The 12168-nt window shown below is 55.7% G+C and carries 9 protein-coding genes; 6 read left to right on the top strand and 3 right to left on the bottom strand.

The annotated features are described in order from the left end of the window. The 4 genes from KP705_RS08695 to KP705_RS08680 all read left to right on the top strand — a co-directional run bounded on the left by KP705_RS08695 (position 1) and on the right by KP705_RS08680 (position 7318). Positions 1 to 2589: an MMPL family transporter gene (locus KP705_RS08695; protein ID WP_215764316.1), complete on the top strand. Its 2589-nt coding sequence runs from the start codon at positions 1 to 3 to the stop codon at positions 2587 to 2589. A 76-nt stretch (positions 2590 to 2665) separates the two neighbouring features. Further along, a complete protein-coding gene (locus KP705_RS08690; RefSeq protein WP_046900483.1) occupies positions 2666 to 3229 on the top strand; it encodes a VOC family protein in 564 nt (187 codons plus the stop codon). Between the two features lie 3 nt (positions 3230 to 3232). Next, the gene (locus KP705_RS08685; protein ID WP_046900482.1) at positions 3233 to 3751 is read left to right on the top strand and encodes a cupin; all 519 of its coding nucleotides are present in this window, start codon (positions 3233 to 3235) and stop codon (positions 3749 to 3751) included. 306 nt (positions 3752 to 4057) lie between these two features. Continuing rightward, positions 4058 to 7318 carry a TonB-dependent receptor gene (locus KP705_RS08680; protein WP_215764315.1) on the top strand — a complete coding sequence of 1087 codons (3261 nt, stop codon included), beginning with the start codon at positions 4058 to 4060 and terminating at the stop codon, positions 7316 to 7318. A 195-nt stretch (positions 7319 to 7513) separates the two neighbouring features. On the opposite strand, the gene KP705_RS08675 is transcribed toward KP705_RS08680, so the two are convergent. From KP705_RS08675 to KP705_RS08665, 3 genes are read right to left on the bottom strand one after another with little or no spacing between them, the layout of a single operon-like run. Then, positions 7514 to 8749: an FAD/NAD(P)-binding oxidoreductase gene (locus KP705_RS08675; RefSeq protein WP_215764314.1), complete on the bottom strand. Its 1236-nt coding sequence runs from the start codon at positions 8747 to 8749 to the stop codon at positions 7514 to 7516. 39 nt (positions 8750 to 8788) lie between these two features. Next, positions 8789 to 9742: a nucleoside hydrolase gene (locus tag KP705_RS08670; protein WP_046900480.1), complete on the bottom strand. Its 954-nt coding sequence runs from the start codon at positions 9740 to 9742 to the stop codon at positions 8789 to 8791. Beyond that, positions 9739 to 9990 carry a DUF3297 family protein gene (locus KP705_RS08665; RefSeq protein WP_046900479.1) on the bottom strand — a complete coding sequence of 84 codons (252 nt, stop codon included), beginning with the start codon at positions 9988 to 9990 and terminating at the stop codon, positions 9739 to 9741. The genes KP705_RS08670 and KP705_RS08665 overlap by 4 nt, the downstream gene beginning before the upstream one ends. A 132-nt stretch (positions 9991 to 10122) precedes the next feature. Between KP705_RS08665 and KP705_RS08660 the strand changes: the two genes are divergently transcribed. Together KP705_RS08660 and KP705_RS08655 are read left to right on the top strand one after the other, a co-directional pair. Further along, entirely contained in the window at positions 10123 to 11310 is a 1188-nt protein-coding gene (locus KP705_RS08660; protein WP_046900478.1) for a lipase family protein, read from the top strand. Further along, positions 11307 to 12113, top strand: a complete 807-nt coding sequence (locus KP705_RS08655) for an SDR family oxidoreductase (RefSeq protein ID WP_046900477.1) — start codon at positions 11307 to 11309, stop codon at positions 12111 to 12113. The genes KP705_RS08660 and KP705_RS08655 overlap by 4 nt, the downstream gene beginning before the upstream one ends. Positions 12114 to 12168: the final 55 nt, after the last annotated feature.

The following is a 12168-nucleotide window of genomic DNA, read 5'->3' as shown; positions in this document are numbered from 1 at the left end:
ATGTTTTCGGATCTGATCGGCCGGCTGAATGCCGCCTGTGCACGTCGTGCGCCACTGGTGGTGGTTCTGTTTGCGCTCCTCTGTGCGGGATGTGTCGCACTGAGTATCACGCGCCTCAGTGTGACAACTGATACCGGCAAGATGTTTGCCAGCGACTTGCCGTGGAAACAGCGGACGGACGAGATGAACCGTCTTTTCCCGCAAGATGACAATCAACTCGTCGCCATCATCGACAGCCGCATCCCAGAACAGGGACGCGCCACGGCCCGCGCCCTTGCTGCCGAACTCAGCAAGGACCATGAGCACTTCGAAATGGTCAGCCTGCCAGGCGACAACCCCTTTTATAACAGTCACGGCTTCCTGTTTCTGGATAAGAAGGACCTTGAACCCCTTCTGGATTCCATTGTTTCAGCCCAGCCTTTCCTTGGAACTCTGGCAGCAGATCCTTCAGCCCGCGGGCTGTTCGGTGCCCTTGGCCTGATTGGGGACGGTATCAAGGCCGGGCAAGGCATTCCTAGTGGCTTCAACGGCGCTCTGGACGGCTTTGCGGACTCTCTGACCAAAGCCGCAGCTGGGCAGCCTCAGGATCTGTCCTGGCAGAATCTTCTTGTCGGTCGTCTGGCTGAGTTGGGCAGCCGCTACGAATTCGTCGTCACAAAGCCCAAGCTGGATTATAGCTCCCTTCAACCGGGAGAAGGCGCCACGACGGCGATGCGCAAGGCGATTGACAGCCTTGAATTCGTGAAGTCCGGTCAGGCCACCGGCAGCATTACTGGCGAGGTCAAGCTCAACGACGAAGAGTTCTCGACCGTTGCCCATGGCATGGTGTTCGGTCTGGTCGTTTCTCTGGTTCTGGTCGCACTCTGGCTGATTCTGGCCGTGCATTCCATCCGCGTCATTGTTCCCATCCTGCTGACTCTGATTTCAGGCCTTCTGCTGACGACCGGCTTTGCTGCGCTTAGCGTGAAGGAACTGAATCTCATCTCGGTGGCGTTCGCGATCCTGTTCGTGGGCATTGCTGTGGATTTTGCCATTCAGTACAGCGTCCGCTTCCGGGGACAGCGCAACGAAGATGGCTCCATGCCCTCTCTGCGTGATGCCCTCGTTCTTACCGGACAGGAAAGCGGTGCACAGATTTTAGTCGCGTCGCTTGCAACGGCTGCGGGCTTTCTGGCCTTCACCCCGACAAGCTTCATCGGCGTTGCTCAGTTAGGCCTGATTGCAGGCTTCGGTATGCTGATTGCCTTCCTGTGCACCATGACACTGCTCCCGGCCCTGCTGACGCTCTTCCGGGCGAAGCTTGGGAAAGGGGAACCAGGCTTTGCGTTCATGGCGCCAGTCGATCACATGCTGCGTCACAAGCGTAGAAAGGTCGTGGGCGTGTTCGCACTTCTCGGGGTCGTGGGCGTTGCCCTGATGCCGCTGCTGAAGTTCGATGCAGATCCTCTTCATACGAAGAACCCAAATACAGAGGGCATGCACGCTCTCCACCTTCTGGAAGATAACCCTCTTACCACCCCATATTTTGCCCAGCTTCTGGTCCCGAATGTTCAGGATGCGGCAAAGAACGCAGCGGCTTTCTCCAAGCTGTCGAGCGTCCATGATGTGCTGTGGCTGGGGGCGCTCGTCCCGGACGATCAGACCGACAAACTGGCTATGATCGAGGACACGGCTTCCATCCTTCTCCCGACGATTACCGTTCAGACCCCCTTACCTGCACCAGACGCAGCGGCCATTCGTGCATCCGCTATCGCAGCGGCAGCCAAACTGGACAGCGTAAAGGATCAGCTTCCTGCACCACTTGAGAAAATCCGCCAGGCTCTCAACACGCTTTCGACAGCCCCTGACGCAACACTGGTCAATGCCAGCCATGCCCTGACACGCTTTTTGCCGGATCAGCTCTCCATGCTCCGTACGGCGCTTCAGCCGAAGCCCATCACGATCGACAATATCCCAGACGACATTCGAAAGGATTACGCACTTCCTGATGGTCGTCAGCGCCTGACGATCCATCCCAAGGGACAGATTTCCGAGACGCCCGTGATGCACCGGTTTGTGTCCCAGTTGCGTTCGGTCAATCCGGATATCAGTGGGCCGGCAATGGAGATCACCGAAAGCGCGAACACCATCGTTCATGCTTTCACGATTGCCGCCATTTCGGCTCTGATCATGATCGGCATCATTCTTCTGGTGGTGCTACGCCGCATTCTGGATGCAGCTCTTGTTATGGCGCCGCTCCTGCTCTCGGCTCTCCTGACTGTTATCCTGATTGTCACGGTTCCAGAAACACTGAACTACGCTAACATCATTGCTCTTCCCCTACTTCTCGGGGTTGGCGTGTCTTTCAATATCTACTTCGTGATGAACTGGCGCGAAGGCATCAAGGGTCCGCTGACGTCTCCGACCGCACGCGCGGTTCTATTTTCTGCCCTGACGACAGCAACGGCCTTTGGATCGCTGGCAACATCTGCTCATCCGGGCACTGCGAGTATGGGCCGTCTGCTTCTCATGTCTTTGGGCTGCACACTGATCTGCACACTCTTCTTCGTACCGGCGCTTCTCCCGAAACGTCCGATCGACGACGCCTGAACTGACATAGTTCGTCACTAATGTGAACGGCTGACCGCAACCGTTCTTTAACTCACAGGTTGAGACCTTCATAACCATGAAGGATCTCTCCGTGAGTGCAGACCATTCAGGACTTCCGCGAGGTATCGACCATGTCGGTGTAACCGTACCCGACATCAACCTTGCCATCCGCTTTCTCGAAGCCGCACTGGGTGCTGTTGCGCTATACCGCAACGTTACCCACACCCAGCCCCAACAGGGTCCGCAGACAGAGAAGATACTCGGGCTGCCAACCGGCAGTGTGGTCTGGGAGATGTGTATGATGTCTCTGGGGCATGGGCCTGGGCTCGAACTCTTTGAAATTCATGGCCCAGACCAGAGACCGGCCGTCCGCGCCTGTGACTTCGGCGTGCAGCACTTTGCCGTCTATGTTGACGATATCCATGCGGCCTGTACCCGCTTCACCGAAGCGGGTGGCGAGCTTCTGACAGAGCCCCAGGGGCAGCCTTCTCTCGAAGCTGGCCCTGGTAACATGTTTTGCTACGGCCGTGCGCCATGGGGCATGATTATCGAGCTTCTGTCCACACCCTCACGCAGCCGCTTTGACGATATCGCCCCAAAGCCTCGCTATCAGCCCCCAGCACGACATGAGGAACAATAAGCCATGCGCCCTCTCTCTCTGCTTTTTGCTTTCGCTCTTGGCGTTACCGCATTTTGTCATGCGGCTGAAGCTGCAGATCCTGCGCCTCCCACAGCATACTACTGGCACAACTGGACGGACCATAATGGCGTCAGCCACATGACGCGCTGTCCGTTTCACAATTACATTCTGAAAACCATGTCCAAACCTGCGGGGCCGCAATGGCAGGACCGTCTTAAGAGCGGTCAGGCCCAGATCATTTCTACCGTGCAACCTCCGCACTGGGATGGAAGCTGGCACCCTGACCCAAAAGTGCAGTGGATCATTCCTCTCAAAGGCACATGGTACGTCACCGCAATGGACGGAACACGTGTCGAGATGGGACCGGGGGATGTTTCTCTGGGTGAAGACCAAATGAGCCGTAAGGACTCACAAGGTCACATCGGACATTTTGCAGGAAATGTCGGCGATGATGCTGTGACACTCATGGTCATTCAGACTAATGAACAGCCGACCACAGATCAGCCATGCCGGTTTAAATAAAACCTTCTGCCAACTGTACTGCCTTTTCCTACTCTATTCGTATTAAATTTTTCTCAATCGTCACTTTTAAAAAATGAAAGGAAAATACCGTAGACAAAATAGATTTTTTTAAAGTTTTCGGTATCCGATAACAGATAAGACCCATTTTCGTTAAATACATAATTTGAAATAAATGTGTTGTAATGGACACACCAAGAAAATCTCACTCCAAAATCGCATTGTTACCATTGCGTACAGGAGACATTTCCTTTCAGTTTTGTAATTGAAGATACATTGAGACATGAAACGAAGGGATATCTGCCAGCAATGAACACCTCTTTTCCAACGTTGGCCCGTCCGGGCTTTTCACTGAAACCCTCCCGGACTTTTTTGAAAATTGCCTTGCTGGCTGGTATTTCCTACACGGCGCTTCCTGTTCCTGAAGCCTGTGCAGAGACAACGACGAAGCATCTTTCTGCCGCTCACAAGTCTGCTGCGAAAAAAGCGGCTGCGCCCCATGCAACAGTCCAGTCCGCACATCCCCAGACATCGGTTCAAGCCAAGCCCGTTACAGTTGCGCCTGTGTCTGCGCCTGTTCAGACAATTACGAATGCCAACCTGCAGCCAGGCGCATCACCTGCCGCTGAAGTCGTTACTGTTACAGGAACGCGTCTTTCCCAAACGCGCCTGACGAACGTTATGGCAGGCTCAACCGTCGATGCCGCGCAGCTTCGTGCCCGCGGCTATACGGACATGGGCATTGCCCTGATGCGTGAGAACACCGCCTTCACGGTGGGTGACAACTCCCCTATCGGTTCACAGGGCAGCTTCGGTGCTGGCCAGTCGTTCGTTTCTCTTCTGGGCCTTGGCTCACAGCGTACCCTCACCCTTGTTGACGGCATGCGCATGGTCGGTGGGTCGACCGCTTCCAACTATGGTGCAGGCTCAGGCTCACAGGTCGATGTCAGTGCAATTCCAACATCCTTGATCAAAAAGGTTGATACCCGTCTCGGTGGCGCAGGCGCAGCTTATGGTGCTGATGCTGTTGCGGGTGTTGTGAACTATCAGCTCGATGATCATTTTAAGGGTGTTGATTTCAACGCACAGGGTAACTGGACGCAGAAGCTGGATGCGCCGCAGGAAAAAATTACGTTCAAGGCTGGCACAGACTTTGACCACGGCAAGGGCGGCGTCGTTTTCGACGTGGAATATCGCAATGCTGGCGGCATGGTCGCGAATGATCGCCCCTATACAAGAGGCAGCCTGTCCACCACTTACGCTCGACCTGCTTATGGCTCGACTACGCCATACGCGCGCGTGCTGACACCAGGCGTTCGTTTTCTGCAGAATTCGGTCACTGGTTTGCCGACCACAAGCGCAGTTTACGGTCAGCTTCCAGTCAAGGCAGGTAAAGCCGGATACGCTATTCCTAACGCTGCCGGACAGGCGCTGATGTTTAGCCCTAACGGCCAGTCTCTCGTGCCTATCACGTATAACTCTGCCATACAGGACGGACTTCGTGCTTCAGGCGGGAACGGCATCGCGCTGCAGGATTACAACCAGCTTTATGCGCCATCCGACAAGCTGAACCTGACCACGCTTGGCCACTATGACTTCACCGATCACCTGCACGCAACATGGCAGGGATGGTATGCCCGTGGAACAGCGTCCAGCCTGGTTGGTCAGGGTACCTGGAACACGCCTCAGTTCGATGACCCACTGAGCCTCCAGAGCTACCAGACGAACACGGTCGTCAATGGTGCCTACAAACTTAGCACAAACAATCCCTACCTGACGCCAGCCGTACGCGCGCAGATCGTCAATGCTCTTCAGGCGGCAGGAAAGCCGACGGATACGTTCTATCTGTCACGCTTGAACCAGGATCTTGACGCAGGCATGTATCGTACCACCATGCAGATGTTCCGCTTCCAGGGCGGCCTGAACGGTGATTTCGACGCAGTTGGCCGTCATTTTGAGTGGTCTGTGAAGGGTGTGTACGGCAAGTACATGAACGACACCTGGGAACCGTCTATTGTCACGCAGAACCTAACCAATGCGCTGAACGCAACGACGGACGCCAGCGGCAATATCGTCTGCTCTCCAGGCTATACAAACTCTACGGCAGTCACACGGAGCTCCACCTGCTCGCCGTTGAACCCGTTTGGTTATAACCAGATGACGCCAGCTGCCCGCGATTACGTCATTTCGGACGCGCACAGTAAGAATACAAACGCGCAGCGCGATCTTCAGGCAGAAATTCACAGCACGGTTGCCCACCTGCCGGCTGGTGATATCCGCTGGGATCTTGGCTACGAGCATCGTCGTGAAGGCTACAACTTCAACCCAGGCAGCTTCTTCCAGGGTGAACAGCAGGCGGACGGAACCTACAAGCAGTACGGTAACTCCACCGCCATCCCTATTACGTCGGGCGCCTATCACACGCATGAAGTCTTTGGTGAGCTGGATATTCCGCTCGTTTCCCCGAATATGCATGTCCCGGGCGTTTACAGCCTATCCGCAACAGCAAACGGCCGCTTTATTAACAACAGCATGACCGGCAACTACTGGACGTACATGTTTGGTGGTGCGTGGTGGCCAACGCAGGATTTCGGTCTGTCCGGGAACTATGCCCAGTCCGTTCGTAATCCGTCCGTGACTGAGCTTTTTGCTCCTCAGAGCACGACCTACAATACAGCAGAAGATCCCTGCTCCATCGAGTACATCACCTCTGGTCCTGCTCCTGCAACGAGAGCGGCGAACTGCGCAAAGGAAGGAATTCCCAAGGGCGGTTTCAGCTCGAACATCAATTATTACACAGCGCAGGGCAAATCAGGCGGCAACGCAAAGCTGCAGAACGAGACGTCTCACAGCTACACAGGCACGCTGGATTTCCATCCGCACTTCGTCCGTGGCCTCGACATGACGGCCTCTTTTGTTGATGTCAAAGTCAACAATGAGATCACATCCCTGAGTGTCGGCGACCTGATGAATGCCTGCTATGATTCAGGCTCTTACCCGAACAACGCATACTGCAACTCTTTCAAGCGTGATTCGGACCACCAGGTCGAAAGCTTCACGTCCGGTTATTTCAACATTGCCAACCAGCACATGCAGATCCTGCAGGCGAACATCGATTACTATGTTCCGTTGCAGCGCCTTGGCTTGCCGCAGTCTGCTGGCAACATCGAGCTTCGTGGCAACTATTCTCACTATTTACGTAATCAACAGACGTATCTGGGCAGCACATATGTCCTGAACGGCGATACGACGTCTCCGAACAACCTGTTTACGCTGGACTTCAACTATACGCGTGGTCCGCTATTCTTCCAGTGGCAGACCATTTATTACGGAAAGTCCAAATATGCCCTACAGGTTTCAGATTATACCTACGAGCATAACAACCGTCCGGGCTTTGCGTATTTCAACACGACATTTGGCTATCAGATCACCAAGAACATTGATGCCAACTTCATGATCAACAACATTACCGGAGCACTTCCAAAGTACCCCGGCACAGTCAGCCTAACCCGTTATTATGATGCCATAATGGGACGGTCATTCCAGCTAAATATCGGTGCTCATTTCTGATCTTTCGATTTAGATATGACACGAAAAAGAGGGGCTTCTGGCCCCTCTTTTTTTTATGCTCAACGCCTTCTCCGAAAGTCCTACAGAGCTCCTTACTCCTGCGCGAAAAGAACCCTGTTTCTGCTGAACAGCCCTTGTAAAGAGCATAAGAGCGGGGGGAATTCCCCCAGCCCACTCTCATCAGACGCTTGTAAATCAGGCGCTTTCTTTGACCTTGTGCTTGACCTTAACGTCATGCCCCTTGAGCATTCCATGCCAGTACAGGCGGGGGAAAACTTCGGTTTTCAGGAGCCAAGCGAAGCGGCTGGGTTTCCGCTGATCATACGGGAAACTCGGAGCAACCTTCCCGCCATACAGGAATTCTGCCAACACGACTTTGCCGTAAGACACTGTCAGTGGGCAGGCACCATATCCATCATACGCCCCTGTTTGAGGGCGGCCGTCGAGAGAGGCCAGCAGGTTCGAGACCACAACAGGTGCCTGCTCGCGTGCTGCTGCAGCTGTCTTGGCGTTGCTTGTACCGAGAACATCTCCGGCGCCGAAAACAGTTTCGTATTTCACATGACGCAGGCTGGCCGGGTCTACATCTAGCCAACCACCGGCATTCGCAAGAGGGCTTTTCTTGACGAAATCCGGAGCGGACTGTGGCGGGACAACGTGCAGCATGTCGAACGACCGAACAACAGTTTCGTTTGTGCCAACAATCTGGAAGGTGGCTTCGCGTTTCTCACCATCGACCTTGATGAGGTTCTCTTTCTTATGAAGATTGACCCCATAAAAATCGATCTGCTTCTGGAGGGAAGGCACGTAGTATGCCACGCCAAACAGCGCGTCGCCCGCCATGCAGAAATCGACTTCCGTGCGATGAAGCGACCCTTCCTTGCGCCAGTGATCGCTCGCCAGATAGACAATCTTCTGCGGTGCACCAGCACACTTGATGGGCATAGGAGGCTGTGTGAAGAGCGCCTTTCCACCATCAAGATGACGGATGCATTCCCAGGTGTAGGCAGCCGTTTCACGGGAATAGTTGGACGTCACACCATTACGGCCCAGCGTCTCGGGTAGTCCCTCGATTTTATCCCAGTCCAACTGAAGTCCGGGGCATACAACCAGCCGACGATATTCCACCACACGGCCACTTTCGAGCGTCACCGTGTTCGCGTCAGGATCGAAAGACACCACACTGTCTCGCAGCCAGGTCACGTCTTTCGGAATCAGGCCACCTTCCTGACGGAGCGTTTCCGCCAGTGTCATCACGCCGGCTCCAACCAGCGTCCAGCCCGGCTGGTAGGCATGCGTCGTAGATGGTTCGATGATGGCAATCGACAGGTTGGGTCGCTGATGTCGAAGCTGCGCTGCAATGGTGATGCCTGCAGCACCCCCACCAACGATGACGACGGAGAAGCGATCCTGCGGGTTGGAATCTGTCATGTTCGATGCTCCAGAGTCACGGGCTGACAAAAGAAGACCCTAAACCAGACGGGCCAGTCTTTCGGTAAGAAGAGTGTAGAACGCGTCGGAATCAATGTGATCAATCCATAACGCATTAGGGAGGCGATCAGTTACCTTCCAAAGATCGACAACGCTCTGTCCCAGACAAAGCGGTGCTTCAATCTCGATCTCGACGTTACAGTCCCGTCCGGAGAACAGGTCTGGCCGCAGCAGCCAGCCAATCGTCAGCGGGTCATGGAGTGCACCGCCTTCCCATCCATATTTCAGCTTCTCAAAGCGGTCTTCAGCACCCAGCATCCGGACAACCATATCGCCCACAGGTGTTCCGAGCGCGGCAATGGGTGCCAGCCGGGCAGGAGTCGCGATAGCGCGATGGGTCACATCGAGCGGAAGCAGCGTGACAGGAATGCCTGCACCCATCACGATTTTCGCAGCGTGGGGATCAACGAAGAAGTTGAATTCCGCAGTTGGTGTGATGTTTCCACCTTCGCGCTGCGCGCCACCCATTGCGACAATCCGGGAAATTTTGGGCGCAATATCCGGGGCGTGCGTCAAGGCGTGCGCCAGATTGGTCAGAGGACCCAGGCAAACCAGCGTAATGGCGCCTTTCGGCTCCTTCCGCAGCACATCAATCAGATGGGTAGCGGCGTCCATCGGCTGCTCACGGAGACGAGGGGTTGGCAGGTTAGCGCCCCCCATTCCGGTTTCACCATGTACGTATTCCGCACTGATCGGCGCCTTATGAAGAGGCCGTGCGGCACCGGCAAAAACCGGTACATCCTCACGCCCTGCCAGTTCGAGCAGGGCGCAAGCGTTTTTCGTGGTCTGGGCGAGCGACACGTTGCCAGCAACGGTCATGATCGCTTCGACCCGCAGTTCTGGCGAGGCCAGCGCCAGCAGGATTGCCACGGCATCGTCCTGACCGGGATCCGTGTCGATAATAATCCGGCGGGGGCTGACCTGCGTCATCATGCGTCCTTTTCGTCGTCCTTGAACCAGGCCTCAACCGTCCCCGTGACCTTCAGGGTCATCGGACGACCTTTGCGGTCCACGGCCTTGCCAACAGACAGACGTGCCCAGCCCTCGCTGATGCAGTATTCCTCAACATTGGTCTTCTCTTCGCCCTTGAGGCGAACACCAACGCCGCGGTTCAGCACGTCTTCATTGTAGTACGGGCTGTCCGGGCTGGCGCACAGGCGGTCGGGAGGGGTATCGCTCATAATCGGTTCCTTTCTGTCTTCTGTGGCATCTTCTGTAGCGCCGGATGGCCTCGCCTCCAAGTCAGGATGGCTCCCCGGAGACAACCGGCGCTGCTATGATGCGTTTTCCTCCTCAGGAGACCATGAGTTACCATGACATTCATTCGCTTCCGCCGAACGATGGGCGCTACACTTCTCAGCCTTACCTCTCTCGGTGCAGCCCTGTCAGGTTGTGCATCGCAGGATGACGGAGACTCCTATTCCGTCAGCGTCCCGGTGGCAGCGGGTCAGGCCATGCGTCTGGATCACATGATTTCCCATGTTCCGGGCCAGGCCTGGCGTCTCACTTATCGCAGCGCAGATGCCCGTAATCCGAAGCAGCTTGTTCGGGTTTCAGCGGAAGTTCTGGTTCCCGCAGGCAAGCCGCCCGCTGGTGGGTGGCCTGTCTTGGCCTGGGCTCATGGAGAAAGTGGCCTGCATCTGACATGTGCGCCTTCTGTCATGGGCCTCGGGACTGTTCAGGAACGCTTTTATGGTCCCTGGCTGCGACAGGGCTTTGCGATCGTCGCCACAGACTATCCGGGTCTTGGGGAGCCCGGCGAGGCATTGCTTCTCAATGCTCGTTCAGAAGGGATGAGCATCCTGGATTCCGTGCGAGCTGCTCACGAACGCCTTCCTTCGATCTCAACGACAGTGCTTCTTAGCGGTCATTCGCAAGGCGCTCAGGCGGCTCTGGCAGCCTCTGCGATGGCGGCGTCCTACGCGCCTCAATTGCATATTCTGGGAACGATCGCTGTTGCCCCGCCCTATCTGGATGCACAGGGCATTCAGGATCTTCTGCATCCTCGTAATCCGCGCAGTTTTTCCCCAGCTGTTCCGGAGCTCCTGTCTCTTGGCGCGTCTCTGGCTCAGGCCGACCCATCGTTTGATGCCAACGCTGTTTTCACAAACCGGGCTCTTGCCCTCATGCACGACGCAGCAAGCACATGCAGTTCGGATTTCTTTCCGATGGTCCACCGTTCAGGCCTGACACCCGCCACTACACTCAAGCCCGGCGCCGATGCTGTATTGGCGCCAGCACTGAAATGGGCTGAATATCCGTCTCTGTCGCTCTCAACGCCTGTCATGATTGCGACGGGCGCGCAGGATCTGCATTCCTCCCCAACCGAGCAGCGTCGTCTGGTAAATGCACTGTGTGCAGCGGGCACCTCCGTCAGCCACACGACCTATGGCGGTGCCAGCCATAGTGGCACTCTCGCTGCGGTCACCACAGATGCTCATGGTTTCGCACGAACCCTCCTTGCCGGACAGAAGCCCGCGAGCAACTGCCCTGCACAATGACGATCCTCATTACAGGGGCTGGCTCTGGAATTGGTCAGGGATTGGCACGACGCCTTTCCCGGCCTGGGCAGGTCCTGTCTCTAGGCGATATCCATCCGGAAGGTCTGGCGCTCACCAAGTCCCAGTGTGAGCCCTTAGGGTCAACGGTTCAGACGCGCACTATAGACGTTCGAGACCAACCAGAAATGGAGGATTGGATCAAGAAGTCTGCGCCCTCCAGACTGGACATGGTCTTTGCCTGCGCGGGTCTGACTGGAGGCCTTCCTCCTAGCGCCGAGGATATCCCTCTGGTCGAGGAACGGGAACAACATGCCAGAGCCATTTTTGAGACGAATCTGACAGGTGCCCTCAATACCGTTTTTCCAGCAATCGAGCAGATGCGCCAGCAGAAACCAGATGCAAATGGCAGGCGAGGCCGCATCTGTGTGATGTCTTCAGTTGCGAGTTTCGTCTCTTATCCCGGCACACCGTCTTATTCAGCGTCCAAAGCTGCAATTGATCGCTTTATCGTTGCCAGTGCGCCCAGTCTGGAGCGACAGGGTATTTTACTTACAAGCGTCTGTTGCGGTTTTGTTGAAACCCCGATGGTACAGGCCAATCGTTTCCACATGCCGGGGCTGGTTTCCACGGACGAGGCGGTCCGTCGCATTTTACGTGGAACCCTGCGCGGTCAGAGGCGAATTGTGTTTCCCTTCTGGCTTGGGTTAGGAGCGCGTCTGACAGACCTTTTACCCCCGCGTCTGGCTGAACTTTACTACTGCAGGCAGCCCTCTGCCCAACCGGGCGGAATGCCCGATTACTGACCAGTCTCACGGTACGAAAATGACTTTTCGTGTCCTAATAGTAATGACCAAAAGA

The sequence above is a fragment of the Gluconobacter sp. P1D12_c genome (assembly GCF_018812105.1).
Taxonomy (GTDB): Bacteria; Pseudomonadota; Alphaproteobacteria; order Acetobacterales; family Acetobacteraceae; genus Gluconobacter; species Gluconobacter oxydans_A.
The sequence above is the reverse complement of the archived record's forward strand: the minus strand, read 5'-3'. Positions and strand labels throughout refer to the sequence as shown.

Bases quoted from the DNA above. Each gene is read 5' to 3' on its own strand.
- KP705_RS08685 (WP_046900482.1), top strand. From the start codon at position 3,233: ATGCGCCCTCTCTCTCTGCTTTTTGCTTTCGCTCTTGGCGTTACCGCA.
- KP705_RS08695 (WP_215764316.1), top strand. From the start codon at position 1: ATGTTTTCGGATCTGATCGGCCGGCTGAATGCCGCCTGTGCACGTCGT.
- KP705_RS08660 (WP_046900478.1), top strand. From the start codon at position 10,123: ATGACATTCATTCGCTTCCGCCGAACGATGGGCGCTACACTTCTCAGC.
- KP705_RS08665 (WP_046900479.1), bottom strand. From the start codon at position 9,990: ATGAGCGATACCCCTCCCGACCGCCTGTGCGCCAGCCCGGACAGCCCG.
- KP705_RS08680 (WP_215764315.1), top strand. From the start codon at position 4,058: ATGAACACCTCTTTTCCAACGTTGGCCCGTCCGGGCTTTTCACTGAAA.
- KP705_RS08675 (WP_215764314.1), bottom strand. From the start codon at position 8,749: ATGACAGATTCCAACCCGCAGGATCGCTTCTCCGTCGTCATCGTTGGT.
- KP705_RS08690 (WP_046900483.1), top strand. From the start codon at position 2,666: ATGAAGGATCTCTCCGTGAGTGCAGACCATTCAGGACTTCCGCGAGGT.
- KP705_RS08670 (WP_046900480.1), bottom strand. From the start codon at position 9,742: ATGATGACGCAGGTCAGCCCCCGCCGGATTATTATCGACACGGATCCC.
- KP705_RS08655 (WP_046900477.1), top strand. From the start codon at position 11,307: ATGACGATCCTCATTACAGGGGCTGGCTCTGGAATTGGTCAGGGATTG.